Source organism: Syntrophobacterales bacterium (assembly GCA_019429105.1).
Taxonomy (GTDB): Bacteria; Desulfobacterota; Syntrophia; order Syntrophales; family UBA5619; genus DYTH01.
On record JAHYJE010000032.1, the window covers coordinates 17,729 to 34,687 of the forward strand.

Annotated in this window: 16 protein-coding genes; 7 read left to right on the forward strand and 9 right to left on the reverse strand. The window is 51.6% G+C overall.

Features of this window, described 5'->3' with window-relative positions:
• Nucleotides 1–2: 2 nt before the first annotated feature.
• From K0B01_11125 to queA, 6 genes are all read right to left on the reverse strand, one after another.
• On the reverse strand, nt 3–479 hold the full coding sequence (locus K0B01_11125) for a DUF456 domain-containing protein (protein MBW6486687.1): 477 nt from the start codon (nt 477–479) through the stop codon (nt 3–5).
• 38 nt (nt 480–517) lie between these two features.
• Entirely contained in the window at nt 518–1,429 is a 912-nt protein-coding gene (secF, locus tag K0B01_11130; GenBank protein ID MBW6486688.1) for a protein translocase subunit SecF, read from the reverse strand.
• A gap of 63 nt (nt 1,430–1,492) precedes the next feature.
• On the reverse strand, nt 1,493–3,094 hold the full coding sequence (gene secD, locus K0B01_11135) for a protein translocase subunit SecD (protein MBW6486689.1): 1,602 nt from the start codon (nt 3,092–3,094) through the stop codon (nt 1,493–1,495).
• 131 nt (nt 3,095–3,225) lie between these two features.
• Nucleotides 3,226–3,534: a preprotein translocase subunit YajC gene (yajC, locus tag K0B01_11140; GenBank protein MBW6486690.1), complete on the reverse strand. Its 309-nt coding sequence runs from the start codon at nt 3,532–3,534 to the stop codon at nt 3,226–3,228.
• A gap of 51 nt (nt 3,535–3,585) precedes the next feature.
• Complete coding sequence (tgt, locus tag K0B01_11145) at nt 3,586–4,722, reverse strand: tRNA guanosine(34) transglycosylase Tgt (protein ID MBW6486691.1); 1,137 nt, start codon at nt 4,720–4,722, stop codon at nt 3,586–3,588.
• Entirely contained in the window at nt 4,719–5,756 is a 1,038-nt protein-coding gene (queA, locus tag K0B01_11150; GenBank protein ID MBW6486692.1) for a tRNA preQ1(34) S-adenosylmethionine ribosyltransferase-isomerase QueA, read from the reverse strand. Before queA ends, tgt begins: the two co-directional genes overlap by 4 nt.
• Before the next feature lie 543 nt (nt 5,757–6,299).
• Between queA and K0B01_11155 the strand changes: the two genes are divergently transcribed.
• The 7 genes from K0B01_11155 (at nt 6,300) to K0B01_11185 (ending at nt 14,233) form a co-directional block, all read left to right on the forward strand.
• Entirely contained in the window at nt 6,300–7,364 is a 1,065-nt protein-coding gene (locus K0B01_11155) for a branched-chain amino acid ABC transporter permease (GenBank protein MBW6486693.1), read from the forward strand.
• Between the two features lie 202 nt (nt 7,365–7,566).
• Entirely contained in the window at nt 7,567–8,442 is an 876-nt protein-coding gene (locus tag K0B01_11160; GenBank protein MBW6486694.1) for a branched-chain amino acid ABC transporter permease, read from the forward strand.
• A gap of 142 nt (nt 8,443–8,584) precedes the next feature.
• Nucleotides 8,585–9,781 carry an ABC transporter substrate-binding protein gene (locus K0B01_11165; GenBank protein MBW6486695.1) on the forward strand — a complete coding sequence of 399 codons (1,197 nt, stop codon included), beginning with the start codon at nt 8,585–8,587 and terminating at the stop codon, nt 9,779–9,781.
• A gap of 113 nt (nt 9,782–9,894) precedes the next feature.
• A complete protein-coding gene (locus K0B01_11170; protein ID MBW6486696.1) occupies nt 9,895–10,668 on the forward strand; it encodes an ABC transporter ATP-binding protein in 774 nt (257 codons plus the stop codon).
• Entirely contained in the window at nt 10,668–11,450 is a 783-nt protein-coding gene (locus K0B01_11175) for an ABC transporter ATP-binding protein (protein MBW6486697.1), read from the forward strand. Before K0B01_11170 ends, K0B01_11175 begins: the two co-directional genes overlap by 1 nt.
• Before the next feature lie 51 nt (nt 11,451–11,501).
• Nucleotides 11,502–13,307, forward strand: a complete 1,806-nt coding sequence (locus K0B01_11180; protein ID MBW6486698.1) for an AMP-binding protein — start codon at nt 11,502–11,504, stop codon at nt 13,305–13,307.
• 128 nt (nt 13,308–13,435) lie between these two features.
• The gene (locus K0B01_11185) at nt 13,436–14,233 is read left to right on the forward strand and encodes an enoyl-CoA hydratase/isomerase family protein (GenBank protein MBW6486699.1); all 798 of its coding nucleotides are present in this window, start codon (nt 13,436–13,438) and stop codon (nt 14,231–14,233) included.
• A gap of 59 nt (nt 14,234–14,292) precedes the next feature.
• Here K0B01_11185 and K0B01_11190 read toward each other — a convergent pair whose 3' ends face one another.
• The 3 genes from K0B01_11190 to K0B01_11200 all read right to left on the reverse strand — a co-directional run bounded on the left by K0B01_11190 (nt 14,293) and on the right by K0B01_11200 (nt 16,728).
• Nucleotides 14,293–14,862: a hypothetical protein gene (locus tag K0B01_11190; protein MBW6486700.1), complete on the reverse strand. Its 570-nt coding sequence runs from the start codon at nt 14,860–14,862 to the stop codon at nt 14,293–14,295.
• Between the two features lie 618 nt (nt 14,863–15,480).
• Nucleotides 15,481–15,690 (reverse strand): lipid A deacylase LpxR family protein, encoded by a 210-nt coding sequence (locus K0B01_11195; protein ID MBW6486701.1) that lies wholly within the window; start codon nt 15,688–15,690, stop codon nt 15,481–15,483.
• A 96-nt stretch (nt 15,691–15,786) separates the two neighbouring features.
• A complete protein-coding gene (locus tag K0B01_11200; GenBank protein ID MBW6486702.1) occupies nt 15,787–16,728 on the reverse strand; it encodes a hypothetical protein in 942 nt (313 codons plus the stop codon).
• Nucleotides 16,729–16,959: the final 231 nt, after the last annotated feature.

The following is a 16,959-nucleotide window of genomic DNA, read 5'->3' on the forward strand; positions in this document are numbered from 1 at the left end:
TTTTAGTTATAGACGCCCGAGAGGGTGATCACGGTCATTGCAAGCGCGAAGGCCCCCTTGACGCAAACTCCGGCCGCCCTGCCGACAATACTTCCCCAGGCGGCCCGCAACGCCGGTTTCAGATTAAGCTGCTGAAGAAGCTCTACGGTAAAAACGCCGACAAAACCCCCTAAAAAGGCGCCCAGAACGGCCCCTAACCCCAGCATGACCGGGGACAGGAGAATGGCCCCGAGCATGCCTCCCAGAAAGGAAGCCAGGAGAGATTTTTTTGAGGCGCCGAATTTTACGGCGCCGGCCATGCCGATCGCAAAATCGGACAATTCGGCGAGGATGGAGAGAATAAACAGGACAAGCAGGATTTTTCCGCCGATTCGGTCAAAACCGGTAAACGCGGCATAAATGGCCGCGTCGATCAGGATGACCACCGTCCCGGGAAAGCCGAAAAGGATGGAGAATATCCCCAGCAGCAAAACCAGCATGAAAAAACCTGTTCCTAAAAGCTCAAGCGGCGTCAAGGCTATTTTTTCCTTTTAAGCCCGGAAGGCCGGATTTTTTCGAAAAGCAGCACGATCGGACTGGCAATAAAAACAGTTGAATAAACGCCGGATAATGTGCCGACGATCAAGGCGAAGGTAAAATCATGGATAACCTGCCCGCCGAAAAAGAACAAAACCAACAGAACAATGAAGACCGTAAACGAGGTCAGGATCGTCCGGCTGAGGGTCTGGTTGACGCTGGCATTGATAATATCGTTCAGGGATTGTTTTATGTTTTTACGGGCATTTTCGCGGATCCGGTCAAAAATTACGATGGTGTCGTTGATCGAGTACCCGATAATGGTCAAAAGGGCGGCAACGATATTCAGGTCAAATTCCTTGTCGAACAGCGAAAGGAAGGTTATCGTTACCAGAACGTCGTGGACCAGGGCGATGATCCCCCCCAGGGCATACCGGAACTCGAACCTGATGCCCACATAGACAAGGATGCCGATCCATGAAAAAATGATTGCCAGAATTGCCTTGCGCGTCAGATCTCGGCCGACCTTGGGGCCTACCATCTCGATGCGCCGGATTTCGTAATTGCCGGCGCCGAAGGCGGTTTGCGCGGCCTTTTCGACGTCAGTGGTCAGGCTTGCTGCATTCTGTCCTCTTTCAGGGGTTCTTACTATAACCTCGAGGGGACCGTAATCCTGAATGATGCTGCCTTCAAACCCGGATGATTGGAAGGCGCTCCGAATCTTGTCGGTATGGGTAGCATTTTTGAATTTTATCTGGATCAGGGTCCCGCCGGAGAAATCAATTCCGAAATTGGGCCCCCCGTGCCATATCAGTGATGCAATCCCTATTATAATAACCGCCAGTGACAAAATCACAGTTGGTTTCATCAACTTTACAAAATTATAATGGGTTTCCGTTTTTAATATTTCCATGCCGTTCTCCTCGTTAGCAATATCTTGCCGTTTCCTTAATGTGGTTGCAGCCTTCCTGTTCGTCTAAATGCTGATCTTCTCAATCTTGCGATTCCAGACAAAATAGTCGAAGAGAATTCTTGTCACAAAGACTGCGGTGAACATGCTGACCAAAATGCCGATTGTGAGGGTCACGGCAAATCCCTTGACCGGTCCGGTGCCAAAACCGAAGAGGAACAAGGCGGCAACGAGGGTCGTAACATTGGAGTCGAAAATGGTCAGGAAGGCCTTTTTATAACCAGCCTCAATAGCCGCCCGGGGAGTCTTGCTCAGGCGGAGTTCCTCTTTGATTCGCTCATTGATCAAAACGTTTGCGTCAACCGCCATCCCTATGGTGAGGACGATTCCGGCAATGCCGGGGAGGGTCAGCGTCGCCTTGAATGCAACCATGACGCCCAATAACAGCAGCATGTTCATAGTCAGGGCGACGTCTGCGATCAGGCCGGTCGCCTTGTAATAGGCGATCATGAACAAAAGGACCAGGATTCCGGCAATGATGCTTGCCCAGGTTCCCTTGTCGATCGAATCCTGCCCCAGGGAAGGACCAACGGTTCTCTCTTCGAGGATGGTGACCGGAGCGGGAAGGGCGCCGGCGCGCAGGACGATCGCCAGATCGCTTGCCTCCTCCATCGTGAAAGAGCCGGTAATCTGCGCTTCACCGCCGGCAATTTTCTCCTGGATGACCGGCGCCGAGTGGACCACGCCGTCAAGGACGATGGCCAGACGTTTTTTTACGTTTTCGCCGGTAATCCGTTCAAATTCCGTTGCGCCCTGAGAATTGAATTTAATCGATACATGCGGTTCGCCGAAGCGGTCTCCGATCTGCACCTTCGCGCTTTCCAGGGCATCTCCGGACATCAACGTCCTGTTTTTGAGGAGCAGTGGAATCTCGTTTCTCCGTCCGGATGTTCGATCCAGACGAGATTCAGAGGCTATTACATCACCCTCCGGGATATTTCCCTTCAGCGCCTCGTCAAGGCTATTTTCTTCGTCAACCAATTTAAACTCCAAAAGGGCCGTCCGGCCGATCAGGCTTTTGGCCCTTGTCGTATCCTTGATGCCGGGAAGCTGCACGATGATGCGATCGGTCCCCTGGGGAATGATTTCCGGCTCGGTAACGCCGAACTGGTCAACCCGGTTGCGAATGGTCTCCAGACTTTGCTCGACCGCCATTTTTTTGATTTCGAGGGCGCGTTTATCCTTGATTTTGACGGTTGCGATCCCCTTGCCTTCAACCGCGCCGGAAGAGGCAACCTCGAGATCCGGATACTGTTTTGCAAGCAGGTCGTCAAAGGCATCCCGCGCCGGGGCGTCCGGGAACTCAAAGGCCGCGTTTCCTCCGGCGGCATTTGTGGTCAGCTTGAAGCGGATCCTTTTTTCCATCATGTTTTCTTTGAGGTCGTTAATTGACCTGGCCAGCGTACTTTCCACTGCCTTTGCCGAATCTACCTCCAGAACAAGGTGCATCCCCCCTTGCAAATCAAGGCCAAGATGGATTTTGTCCATGGGAAGATATTTCTTCCAGCTTTCGGGCAGACTGGTGGAGAGCGAAGGCGCCAGATAGACAAGCGCCGCCAGACAAAGCAAGATGACGATGGCGGCTCTTATTCTGATGCTTTTCAACATGGTTTACCCCTTTCAATTTTCGGTTTTCGGCGATCGACGGCCGGCGTTATAAACCGCTGTTTTGTTAAGCTGTCTTTTGTCAGTCTTCAGTCTGCGGCCTGAAGGCGATCACCGAAGACTGACTGTTATAATTATTCCACGGAAGTCGATTTCTGAAGAACAGCGGAGATGAAGCTGCGGTTGACCTTGATCTTCACCTTGTCGGCAATTTCCAGGGTGACTACCGTCTCCGTCAAACCGGTCACCTTGCCCTGAATGCCGCCAGAGGTCATCACGGTGTCTCCGTGCGCCAAATTAGCGATCATATTCTTGATTTCTTTCTGTTTCTTCTGCTGAGGCCTGATCATCAGAAAATAAAAAATCCCGAAAAGTACCGCCATCATTATGATGAAACTGATGTCACCGCCTCCGGCGCCTCCTCCACCCCCGGGCGGGGCCATCGCAAATGCTGAATTAATCACAGTAAATACCTCCTTTAGTAATTGGATTGGTTAATTTATGTTGCTTTCGCTGCCGATTGCCTCATCAATGCTCCGTGTTGCGAGGAAAACACGGCGGAATTCCACAAAACTACCGTCTTTGATCGCCGCTCGCATGTTTTCCATAAGACGCAGATAATAGCGGAGATTGTGAATGGTGTTCAAGACCATTGCCAGAATTTCCCCGGCGGCATAAAGATGCCGCAGATAGGCGCGTGAATAATTTTGGCAGGTATAACAATCACATCCACTTTCAATTGGCGAACTATCCTCCCTGTAACGGGCGTTTCTTATAACAACCTTTCCCTCGTTTGTAAACAATAATCCGTTGCGCGCCGAACGGGTCGGCATAACGCAATCGAACATGTCGATCCCCTGGGAAACACCCTCCACGAGATCCTCGGGAGTGCCTACTCCCATAAGATAGCGGGGCGCTTCCGGCGGCAGCAGGGGGGTCGTTGCGGCGAGGGTTTCCAGCATTAGCTCTTTCGGCTCGCCCACGCTGAGACCGCCTATGGCATAGCCGTCGAAACCGATATTCCGCATGTCATCAACTGCCTGGCGGCGGAGGTCCGGGTAAAAGCCCCCCTGGACAATCCCGAAGAGGGCCTGCTTGGGATTTTTCTTTGCTTCCCGGCAACGTTTTGCCCATTGGGCGGTGCGGCGTAGCGCCTCCTCCGCCTTTTTTCTGTCTGCCGGATAGGCAATACATTCGTCGAGGCACATCATGATGTCGCTGCCGAGCGCTTCCTGAATCTCAACCGCCTTTTCCGGGCTCAGAAAATGTTTTGAACCGTCGATGTGCGACTGAAAAACCGCCCCGTCGTCGTTTGTTTTGCGCAGGGCGCCGAGGCTGTAAACCTGAAAGCCGCCGCTATCGGTCAGGATTGGCCCCTGCCAGTTCATGAACTTGTGGAGACCGCCCAGGGTTGCGATCAATTCATGGCCGGGCCGCAAATAGAGATGGTAGGTGTTGCCGAGGATGATATCCGCCCCCAGCGCGCGGACCTGTTCCGGCAAGAGCCCCTTAACCGTGCCCTGGGTTCCCACCGGCATGAAGGCGGGGGTTCTTATTTCGCCGCGAGGGGTGCTGATCTTGCCGAGTCGGGCCCCGCACCCGGGGTCTGTGGTTATCGTTTCAAATATCATATGATAAGCATGCAATCGCCGTAGCTGTAAAAACGAAACCTGTTTTCAACGGCCAGGCGGTAAGCCTCCAGTATCAGCTCCCTGCCGGCGAAGGCGCATGCCAGTAAAAAAAGAGACGATTTCGGGAGGTGAAAATTGGTTAAAAGGGCATCGACGCGCCGGAATTTGTAACCAGGGTAAATGTAGAGAAGGGTGGAGCCGTTTAGGGGTTTTACCCGGCCGTTCTTATCGGCGGTGGACTCGAGAACCCTGGTCGAGGTGGTTCCCACGGCGATCACCCGTTTGGCGCCGTTGATCATTGCGGCTGTCTCAGCCGATATTGAAAAATATTCCTCTTCCATTACGTGGTCTTCCACGTTTTCGGCTTCAATCGGGACAAAAGTCCCGTAGCCGACGTGCAGGGTAATGGGGGCGATTTTCACCTCGCGTCTGTTCAGAGCCGCAATAACTTCGCTGGTAAAGTGGAGGCCTGCCGTCGGCGCCGCCACGGAACCCGGTTCTTTGGCATAGATGGTCTGATAGCGTTCCAAGTCTTCCTGTGAGCGAGTTCCCCCCCTCTTTCGCTTTATGTAGGGAGGCAAGGGCGCCCGGCCGCAGCAAAGAAGAAAATCGTCGAAAGGCATGTCCGTGGTGAATTCCATAAGCCATTGTTTTTCGGAGAGGCGCTGTAATATTCGTGCGGAACACCCCTCTGTTAGAAAGAACGTCATTGCCGGCGCCACCCTTTTGGCGGGACGCAGCATTGCCTTCCAGACCTCTTTTTTACCCTCCGACTTATCCTTTGCCAACAAAAGGATTTCAATGAGCGCCCCTGTTTCCTTCCTGCCGGTCAAGCGGGCCGGGAAAACCCGGGAGTCATTGATTGCCAGAGCGTCGCCTGCGCCAAAATAATCCGGAAGATTCCGAAATTCGCGGAATTCAATTTCTTTTGTTGTTCTGTTTACAACCATCATCCGGGATTGATCGCGAACCGCCGCAGGTTGCTGGGCGATGAGCTCTTCCGGCAGGTCATACGAGAATTCTTCAAGTTTCATCTAAATCGGCGCCGCCTGTTTGCAAAGTTGCGGGAGATAAACAGAAACCTGAGCGAAAGTCAATGAAATAAAAGGGAAGCCGCGATAATTTTGTTCTACCCGGGAGGGGGTGAAGTTATGCGGGGTCCACCGCCTACGAGCATTCAAAATATAATGCGGCGCCTGTGTCCATATTTCTCATCCTTTCTAACGGGCGAACTCGGAAGCGAGGGGCGTGCAAATGACTTTGCCCTTCTTTTGGCCACTGAGGTTGCTCGAGAAAGAAAATTAATCTGGCTCCCTTTATTAGAAAAAAGTTCTTGACAGTTCCGAAGGGTTGCTGTTAGACACTCTCCGCGCATATCTACAATAACAATCATTCATTGGTTCGCAGAACTGCCTTATCTGCAATGTTAATTTGTAGGTTTTTGAAAAATATTTCAGCAGCAGAAACAGCTTTCGATAGTTATTGCCCTTGGCCGGCCTTGCAGTTGCTTGACGATTATTTATATGACTTCTTCGGTCGGATGAATACTGTCATTTTTGAGGTGTCTCTCTATGGATATGAAACGCGATTACTATGAAGACGTTCAGCTCTTCAAGAGCGGGGTAGTGCTCTTCTGGACATCCGCCCTGCTGATCCTTCTTTTCACCTTTCCCCTTTATGCCCCCAATTATTACATATACCTGCTGAATATCATCATGGTGCACATGATCCTGGCCGTGGGTCTGAATATACTTGCTGGCTCGACCGGGCAGATATCCCTCGGTCACGCCGGTTTTTTTGCGATCGGGGCCTACGGAACCGCCATGCTTATGTCAACTTTTCATATCCCGTTTCTGCTGGCAATTGTCATTGCCGCGTTCGTCGCCGCCTTTTTTGGTTTTATTCTGGGGCTGCCGGCCCTGCGGCTGGAGGGCCCCTATCTGGCGATCGCCTCGCTTGGTTTCGGGCTGACGATAATGCATATCATCGGCGCCATGGAAATATTCGGCGGCCGCATGGGAATGAAGACGCCGCCCCTCGATCTGGGAATAGAGCAGATCGGCCTCAGTCTGCCGGTGACGAATGACCTGCAGAAATATTACCTGATTCTTGTGATCGCGATTATTATGGTGGTCGGCGCGGTCAATATCCTGAAAACACGGGTTGGTCGCTCCTTTGTGGCGATCCGCGACAGCGATATCGCGGCGGAGGTGATCGGGGTAAATCTGACCATCTACAAAACACTGGCCTTTGCGGTCAGCGCCTTTTATGCCGGCATTGCGGGCGGCCTTTTTGGTTTTATCCTGGGATTCTTTGATCCCTTTACCTTCAACATGATTTTATCGATCATGTTTTTGGTGATGGTTGTCGTCGGCGGCCTCGGCACTGTCTCGGGGAGCATCATGGGGGCGACGCTTATCACCTATCTGCAGTACGACCTGTTTAAAAACATCGCCGAGGTTCCCTATTTCGGGAAGTTCATGCTCTACATTTCCGATAAGTGGTTCACGACCGTAGGTCTCGAAAATTTCAGCAGCATGGCCATTGGGCTTATTATGATCGGAATCATCATCTTCGAGCCGCTGGGAATGTTCGGCGTCTGGATCCGTTTTAAAAAATACTGGATGACTTGGCCGTTTTAGAGATGGATATTTGGCAACTGCTCAGGTGGATAGTCTGTTAGGATACTTTGATAAAAGCGGTTTTATCGGCTATGGCTCGAAACTTTTAGAGACTTTAAGCGAAGCTTGCCGTTCATGAAAAATGGTGGGGATCATTGATTCGTTCCTTGGTAGGGGTGTCGCGAATCTCCCCTGCTTTAGCATAATTCGGGAAGGTGATAAAATGCCCTTTGGTCAGCTTTTTGTGGAAGGATTGGCAATTGGCGCTTGTTATGGTCTCTTTGCCACGGCGGTGGTAATAATTTACAAGACGTCAGAGGTGGTTAACTTTGCCCAGGGGGAGATGGCGATGTTTTCCACCTTTGTTGCCTTTCATATCCTTAATTTTTATGGATACCCTTTTTGGATGGCCTTCCTGATCACGATGCTGTTTTCAATCGTGATGGGGGTTCTTATAGAGTTTCTCTTCCTGCGTCCCGCCAAGCATCCGACTATCCTGGGAATGATTGTCATTACGCTGGGGGCGGAGATGTTTCTTATGGGACTGGCAAGCTGGAAATGGGGCGCCGAGCAGCAGTTCTTTTCCCTCCCCGTGAATCCCTCGGTTACCTACGAACCAGTAAAGGGGATGATTATCAACAATTGGGCAATCGCCATACTTGCTGTTACCGCCTTCATCATGCTTTTTCTTTTTGTTTTCTTTAAATATACCCGCCTGGGAACGGCGATGCGGGCGACGCAGCAGAATAAAAACGCCGCAAAAATCATGGGGATAAGAACCGAAAGGATGTTCTCCTTCGCCTGGGGGTTCAGCTCCCTGATTGGCGCGATTGCGGGAATGTTTTTTGCCTCCCGGGCAACGCTCGATCCTGCCTTCATGATGGAGCCGTTTCTGCGCGCCTTTGCCGCCGCTGTTCTCGGGGGGCTCATGAGCATCCCGGGGGTGATCATCGGCGGCGGGCTGATGGGGCTAATTGAGAACTATTTCGGGTATTTCTGGCCGGAATGGAAACCGATCATCGCCTTTATAGTCATAGTTCTTGTGCTGTGCGTACGTCCGAGCGGGCTTTTCGCCAAGCATTACATAAAAAAGGTTTAGCCTTTTTTAATCATTCGTTGCGCCCGCTGCGGGCAGGGGAGTTAAGATAAAGGAGTGTCGTTGTTTTTTGCAGGACGGAAGTGTGGATAAAGTGAGCCGGCTAACGGAAAATCCCAAACGTTCAAAAAAGGAGGTCACAATCATGGGCAGCAAGAAATTTTTTGTCACAATGGTAGCGTTAGTGGCGCTATTGTCGCTTACGGCTTTGTCATCGGCGGCAAATCCCCCGGGGTTTGACGATAACGAGATCCGCATCGGTCAGTGGGGGCCGCAGACCGGGCCGGCGGCGCCTTGGGGGTCGGTGGCGAGGGGCAGCAAGCTGCTTTTTGATATCGTCAATGAAGAGGGCGGCATTAATGGCAGGAAGATCAAATATTTCATCCGGGATGACATGTACAATCCCGCCCAGACATCGGCGGTGGTCAAGGAACTGGTCGAGCGCCAGGGGGTCTTTGCCTTTGTCGGCGGCGTTGGCGCTGCCTGCGGCATGGCCGTCAAGGATTATCTTTCCAAAAACAAGATTGTATGGGTTGGTCCTTCCGCAGCCGATGACAACTTCATCGAGCCGCTTGATCCGTATTTGTTTGCCGTTTACCCTCTCTACAACGATGAGGGGAGCATCCTTGCGAAATACATCGTCGAAAAACTCAAATCCACAAAGATAGCGATGCTCTATCAGAATGACGCCTACGGAAAAGATGGCCTGGAGGGGGCAAAGAAACGATTGGCTACTTACAAAATGCAGTTTGTAGCGGAAATTCCCGTGGAGCCGACCGAGAAGGATTTGGGCTCCCAGATCCTCCGTCTGAAAAATTCAGGGGCTGAAACAGTGATGATGTTTGTTGGTCCCACTACCGCCGTTATTGCCCTGAAGACGAGTGCGAATGTCGGCTTCAAGCCTCAGTGGGTTTCTTCGAACACACTTTCCGATTACCCGCTTATGTTCAAGATTACCGGCGGATTATGGGAAGGGGTTATAACTGGCGCTTTTGGAGAGATTCCCAGCTCGACCACCAACAAATACATGGTCAAATACCGTGAGGCGGCCAAAAGGTTTGCCCCACAGGAGCGCTGGGGAACCTTTTATCTGGCGGGACTGCTCTTTGCCGACCCCATTGTCGATGCGCTCAAGAGGGCCGGGAGAAACCTGAGTACAGAGTCGCTGTTAAAGGCGTTAAACTCGGTCAAGGGGCATCAGACGATTGGTCCTCCGGTCACCTGGACCGAAAAACAGCATCAGGGGACTGATTCGGTAATGATTCAGAAATGCGGTCCGAATGGCAGCTATATTGACCTGCAGGGCTGGACCAAGAACGATCTGGCGACCTGGAACAAATAACGGCATATTGCGGCAGCTTCCGGACAATTTGCAGACGTTCGGAAGCTGCCTGCTTTGTACTGGAATCGCCTTTAGTCTCCCGACCCCGAATTCAAGGAATGGAATTTTCGGAAATGGATCATTTTAAGGTTGAAAATTTAAGCATCAGCTTTGGCGGCCTGAAGGCGGTCAATGATATCAGCTTCAGCGTCGAAAAGAATTCCATCTTTTCCATAATCGGACCGAACGGCTCCGGCAAGACTACCATTTTCAACATGATCAGCGGAATATACAAGCCCAGCCACGGCAGTATTATCTGCAATGGGGAAAATCTGGTAGGGTTTTCCCCGGATCACATCGCCCGCAAAGGGGTTGCCCGAACCTTTCAGAATATCGAGCTTTTTGGCAAGGCGACGGTAATGGACAACCTGATGCTGGGCAGGCATTTGCACATGAAGACCGGTGTTTTTGCCGGCGCCTTTCTTTGGGGCAGGGGATCATTTGCCGCAAAAGAGGAGATAGCCAACCGGAAAATAGTGGAAAAGATAATAGATTTTCTTGACCTTCAGTCTGTTCGCAACAGCTATGTGGGAAACCTGCCCTATGGGAAGCGCAAGCTGGTCGAACTGGGACGGGCGCTAGCGCTGGAGCCGCAAGTCCTTCTGCTCGATGAACCATCCGCCGGGATGAACACCGAGGAGAAGGAAGACCTGAATATCTGGATCAAGGACATTCAGGCGGACTATGACGTTACGATCCTGCTTATTGAACACGATATGAAGATGATCATGGGCATCTCCGACCGGATACTTGCGGTGAATCAGGGGCAGAAGATTGTTGAGGGGACTGCGGCAGTCGTGCAGAGCCACCCGGAGGTTATCAAAGCCTATCTTGGGGAGGAGCACTGATGCTGAAAGTAAACAATATCGAAACCTGGTACGATTTGATCAGGGCCCTCCACGGCATCTCTTTTGAGATAAAACAGGGCGATATCGTGGCCCTGCTTGGTTCAAATGGCGCCGGCAAGACAACCACGCTCAAGACGATCATGCGGCTTCTCTATGATTTAAAAGAAGAGCAGCCGGAAAAGGGGACCATTGAATTTCTCGGCGAGCGCATCGATCGCAAAAATACCGATGAAATCGTTCGCATGGGGATAAGCTATGTACCGGAAGGAAGAGAGGTTTTCCCGGAACTTTCCGTGATCGAAAATATCCGGATGGGCGCCTATACCAGAAGGGACAGAAAAGAAATCAATGACGATATAGAACGTATATTCGAATACTTTCCGATCCTGAAAAAACGGCACGATCAGGAGGCCGGACATCTCAGCGGCGGCGAGCAGCAGATGCTGGCCATCGGGCGGGCTCTGATGAGCCGTCCCAAATTGCTGATGCTCGATGAACCTTCCCTGGGTCTGTCGCCGCTGCTGACGCAGGAGATCTTCACGATCATCGCCGACATCAACAAGCAAGACGGGGTCACGATTCTGCTGGTCGAGCAGAATGTCAATATGGCGTTGAAGTATTCCAATTTCGCGTTTCTTATGGAAAACGGCCGGATTGTCCGCGCCGACAAGCCGGAGGTCTTGCGGGAAGATGAGGACGTCAAAGAGTTTTATCTGGGAATCGCCAAAGAGGTTTCGGTGAAGGGCTACAAGCGGTATCGCCGCAAGGTCCGTTTCCGGTAAAACAAAAGAGCAGCTTGAATAAAATATTATGCCAATAGGGAGAAAAGCGGCATGCTTATAGATACACTGCCCAAGGCCTTGATTAACATGACGGGTTTGCAGCCGGAAAGGGTGGCCTTGAGATATAAGGACCTCGGCATCTGGAAGGATGTTCACTGGTCGGAATATCTGCAAAAGGTCAAATATGTGGCCCTGGGGCTGCACGAACTGGGCGTGCGCAAGGGCGATCATGTATCGATCATCGGTGAAAACAAACCGGAGTGGCTCTACTGCGCCTTCGGGGCAATGTCCGCGGGGGCCACTTTTGTCGGCGTCTATACGACCAATCCCGTCAAAGAGTGTGAATATGTAGTCGGCCATTCCGAGTCGGTTATCTATCTCTGCGAAGACGAAGAACAATTGGACAAGGCCCTCACCTTTCGCCAGAATACCCCCGCCCTGAAAAAGATGATCGTCTGGGACACGGAAGGATTGCGCGATTTTCATGACCCGATGGTGATGAGTTTTGACGATTTGCTGGCGCTCGGAGAAAAGATCGACAAAAAGATGCCGAAACTTTTCGATGAGCTGGTCGCTCTGGGAAAAGGGGAGGATATTGCAGGCATTATCTATACTTCGGGAACAACTGGTCCGCCCAAGGGGGCCATGCTCTCGCATGAGGGGTATCTTTGGGTAGGCCAGAAAGCCACCATCGTTACCCAGGGCAGCCCGGATGATGAAACTATATCATTTCTTCCATTAAATCACGTATATGAACAGATTTTTGATATGATGGTGCACATGACGGTCGGCCACACCGTAAACTTTACCGAAAACACCGACACGGTTATGGCGGACATGAAGGATGTCTCGCCGACGTTGTTTCATGCGGTGCCGAGGATTTGGGAAAAATATTACTCCGGCATTGTCCTGAAGATGAAGGATGCCACGCCTTTTAAAAAACTCGTTTACAAGACATCGATCATGATCGGGGAACGTTACAATAACCAAAAACTGTCGGGCAGTCCGGTTTCTTTGTGGTTGGCAATTGTCTATCAGATCGCGTATTTTGTAACCTTCCGCAAGCTCAAGGAGCGTCTGGGGTTTGACCGTGTGAAAATCGGTTTTTCCGGGGCCGCGCCTATTTCAGCCAGTATCTTGAAATATTTTCAGAGCATAGGAATTCCAATCCGCGAAGGTTACGGGATGACGGAGACCACCGGCATTACCCACATGTCTGAAGAAAAGAACTTCAAGATAGGAACGGTCGGCAGGGCTCTTCCGGAAACAGAGGTCATTATTGCCGAGGATGGAGAGATTCTTGTGCGCCACAAGGGGATCTTCAAGGGTTATTACCGCGATGAGGAGACAACCCGCGAGGCCCTGCAGGACGGCTGGATGCATACCGGCGATGTCGGGGTGATCGACGAGGATGGTTTTCTGAAAATCACCGATCGTAAGAAGGATTTGATCATCACCGCCGGCGGCAAGAATATCGCCCCGCAGTTTATAGAAAATCTACTGAAGTTCTCCCCCTACATCAACGATGCGGTGATAATCGGCGACAAGCGCAAGTTTGTCAGCGCCATCATCGTCATCGATGAGGAAAACGTGGTCAAATACGCCCAGGATATGAAGGTTCAATTTACCACGTTTGCCAGTCTCACCCAGACGGCGGAGGTGATAAATCTTATTCAGGAAGAGATAAACAAGGTCAATGATCAGGTGGCGCGCGTCGAAAACATCCGTAAATTCCGTATCCTCGACAAAAAACTTTATACTGAAGACGGGGAGGTCACCCCGACCATGAAGGTCAAACGCAAGTTCATCAATGCGCAATACGCCGACCTGATAGAGTCGATGTACAAAGGGGATTAGGGGCAGGGGAGACTGTCCCGAGAAATACCCCCTGCGGGGGAGGGCTATGGTGGAGGGCAATTTAAACCCGCTCACCGATGAATATGTCTGCAATTATCTATTATGTTTATAAATTATAAGGAGTTCACATGGCTGATGTTCTCTTGAAGGAAAGGACCGAGGAAGGAATCCTTACCCTCACGCTCAATCGCCCCGAGGCGATGAACTGCTTCAATTTTGAACTCCTGGCGGAGCTTGCCGAGACAATCCGCGAGGCAAATTTTGATCTCGCGCTTAGGTGCATAATCATAACCGGCGCGGCGGGAGACGATCCTAAAAAGTCCTCTTTTTCGACCGGCGCCGACCTGAAGGAGCGCCGCACCCTGAGCGATGATCAGGTGCGCCGTTTTATTTTCACGATCCGCAACACCTTTACCGCGGTGGAACAGGTGCGTGTGCCGGTGATCGCGGCAATAAACGGCTATGCCTTCGGCGGCGGCATGGAAATTGCCCTTGCCTCCGATATCAGGATTGCCTCCGAAAACGCAATCATGGGGCTTACCGAGACCAGCCTCGGCATCATTCCGGGCGGCGGCGGCACCCAGCGGCTGCCGAGAATCGTCGGGCTTGCCAAGGCAAAAGAGCTGATCTTTACCGCCCGCAGGCTCGACGCCCAGACTGCCCTTAAGATCGGTCTGGTCAACCGCGTTGTCGAACCGGCGGAGCTGCTGACGGCGGCGCGGGAGATAGCCCTGGAGATAGCCAAAAACGGTCCTATCGGGGTTGCCCAGGCGAAGTTTGCGCTGAATTTCGGGACAGAGGCATCCCTTGGCGTTGCGCTTTCCCTCGAATCAAAGGCCTATGATGTGACCATCCCCACCAAAGACCGCCTGGAGGCCCTCGCCGCCTTCGCCGAAAAAAGGAAACCGGTATTCCGGGGCGAGTAACTAAAAGCGACTAAAGTCGTGCCCCTGCGGCGTTAGTTGTAAATCTCCAAGAGTACTGGTCAGCGGCCCCCGAGGTCCTTCTCCAACTGCCTGACGACATCTCCGATGAAATCGTGAAATCCCCAGCCGATGCCGTCGGTCATCCGTTCCACCCTCGTCAAGCGATCACGAAGCTGTGGATACATCTCCCGCGCCTCAGCGTGCAGCAGATCGGCAAGCTCCTCCAGTGCAGACTCCACGCTGTCGTAAAACCGTTCGTCGATATCCCCATACTCGCGGGTGAATCTGGCGCCGTTTTCCACATAAGTCATCAGCAGTTCCACCGTACCGGCAAGGTTGCACGTGGCCTTGCGGTAATCGCTGATTGCCTTGCGCGCCTCGCGCAGCTTCAGTTTTCCGAAGCCTCGTGCGGGAAAGAACTGCGCCACAATCTTGGCCCGATACTTTTCCAGAGCCTTGCCGCCGCTTTCCCCGGCCTGACAACGGGCCTGGATAAAGTCGCGGTTCCCGGCGGCCGTTTCATAAAGGTCTTTCACCAGGGCGAGCAGCGCAGGTTGCTCCCAGGTGGCGAGTTGTTGGCGGGTCGCGCTCCAGCCGTCGGATTTTTTATTTTCATTAGTTAGAGGCAATTGCAAAACTCTCACATTCTGTCATTCCCGCAATGATTTTAAGCGGGAAAACGAAGTTTAATGTTCATAATCTGGTTCTAACTGCTTCAAAAACCGTATTCCCGATAGAAGCATTGTGTACATTAAGCTCCGCTTTCGGGAATGACAAATAGTTTTGCAATTGGCTCTTTAGGGTTTTCATTGTTCACCAACAGCTCAGGACCACCAACTCGTCATGCATGATGCGGATTTCCACCGGCTCCCGGACATCGTAGCCGCGGTGGTAAACGGAGTTTACCACTGCTTCTTCCCCTCTTTGAACTCCCGCCGCTCCCATTCGACACTCTTGCCACGGAGCAGTTCATGGATATTGATCGGTAAGGGCATTCAGATTTCCTCACAATCGCCCACCGTCCGGTAGGAGGATACAATCTCATGCGGGGCCATGGGCAAAACTGGGGGTGCTTCCCGCATAAAATCATTCTTTATGATAACAGAGAAAGCGTTCCTCCATTTCCAAATTGTGGCAAATTCGCCATTCTTAGAAGTCGAGAACAGGGGATATTATACTGATCTACGAAATAACTGGTATTATGTCCCCACATTTTACCCACATTTTAGGTATTATGTCCCCACATTTTACAAGGAGATCTTCGTCCCATGGGTGTAATAGCGGTCATTGTTGTCGAAGGCGAAGACATCGTTTTCCAGGTAAATGGTCAGGGTATCCGACCTCCGCGCTTCTTCGTCCCCGGCAAGGGATGTCCGTGGCAGGAAAAAAAGGATAAGGATAGGGATAAGGATAAGGATAAGGATCAAGGCGATCTCCAGAAACGGTTTTGGTTTCATCCCACGGCAACATTTCAAATAACATTGGGACAACAGTGAAGAGAAAAGTATGTTTAAAATATCCGCCTTCATCTTTCAGACCTTTTAAACCGTGGTTCATAATCTTCCCGAGCGCAAAATGCCGAAGAGCAGCCATATACCCAAGATGCTGGCCACGAGGAAACCGGCAAGACCGAGGAGGGGATAGCCAAACAGTTCTGGGCCTGCTCCTGTTTGGAACACAAGGGATGATCCGATAATGAGGGCGGCAATGACCACCGCAAAGCTCAGACGATTGCTGGATATATCCAATTCGTCGATAAGGCGTTCAAGTCCCCGATGTTCAAACCTGATTCCCAATTCATCCTTCTTCAATTTTACAAGGATGTCCCGTAAGTCGGTCGGCAATTCCTTCAGGAATGAGACAGTCTCTCCGGCCAGTTTGGAGAATTCCTTTAACTGCCTGGCTGGATCCAGCCTCCGCATCATAAGTTTCTGAACATAAGGTCCGGCATGTTCAATAATATTAAATTCAGGATAGAGCATAGTGCCCACACCTTGATACATCACGAGCGCCTTTGCCATCATGACCAACTCCGGCGGAAACCGCAGCCCGTGACGGTGGACAAGACCCATAAGATCGTCGATAATTGCCTTGATGATTAACTGCTGCAAAGGGAGTTCATAGTAGCGTTCAATAAAATCCGCCAGTTCCGCCCTGAAGGCTCTTCGATTCATTGGTTCCGGCGCCAGGCTAACACTCAGGAGAACACTTACCAGCGTATCCGCGTCCTTTTGCACGATAGCTGTGAGCACGATGCCCAACTGGCGAACGATTTCCTCATCGAGCATCCCGACCATACCGAAGTCCACGGGCGCGATCACGTTATTTTCAAGGGCAAAGATATTTCCCGGATGGGGGTCGGCATGGAAGAAATGAAACTCAAAGACCTCCTTGAGGACAAAATTTGCTCCGTTGATGGCGACGGTCTTACGGTCTATCCCGGCCGCCCGCAGTTGTTCCAGTCCGGATATCTTGATGCCATGGATGTATTCCATGGTCAGTACTTTCGGCGTGGTTAAATCCCAATAAGCCTTGGGAATATAAACGGTCTCATCATCGGCAAAGAATTTCCTGAACCTCTCTATATTTCGACCTTCCCTTGAGCACGGCCACAGAAAATGGTGGACAAATAATCTGATTTAGCCAAGAAGGGTGAGGGGAAGTAAAAGGAGCCCCCTCGCGTTTCTTGACCGATTCGATGAAGGGACTCCTGCCCAGAGAAAGGC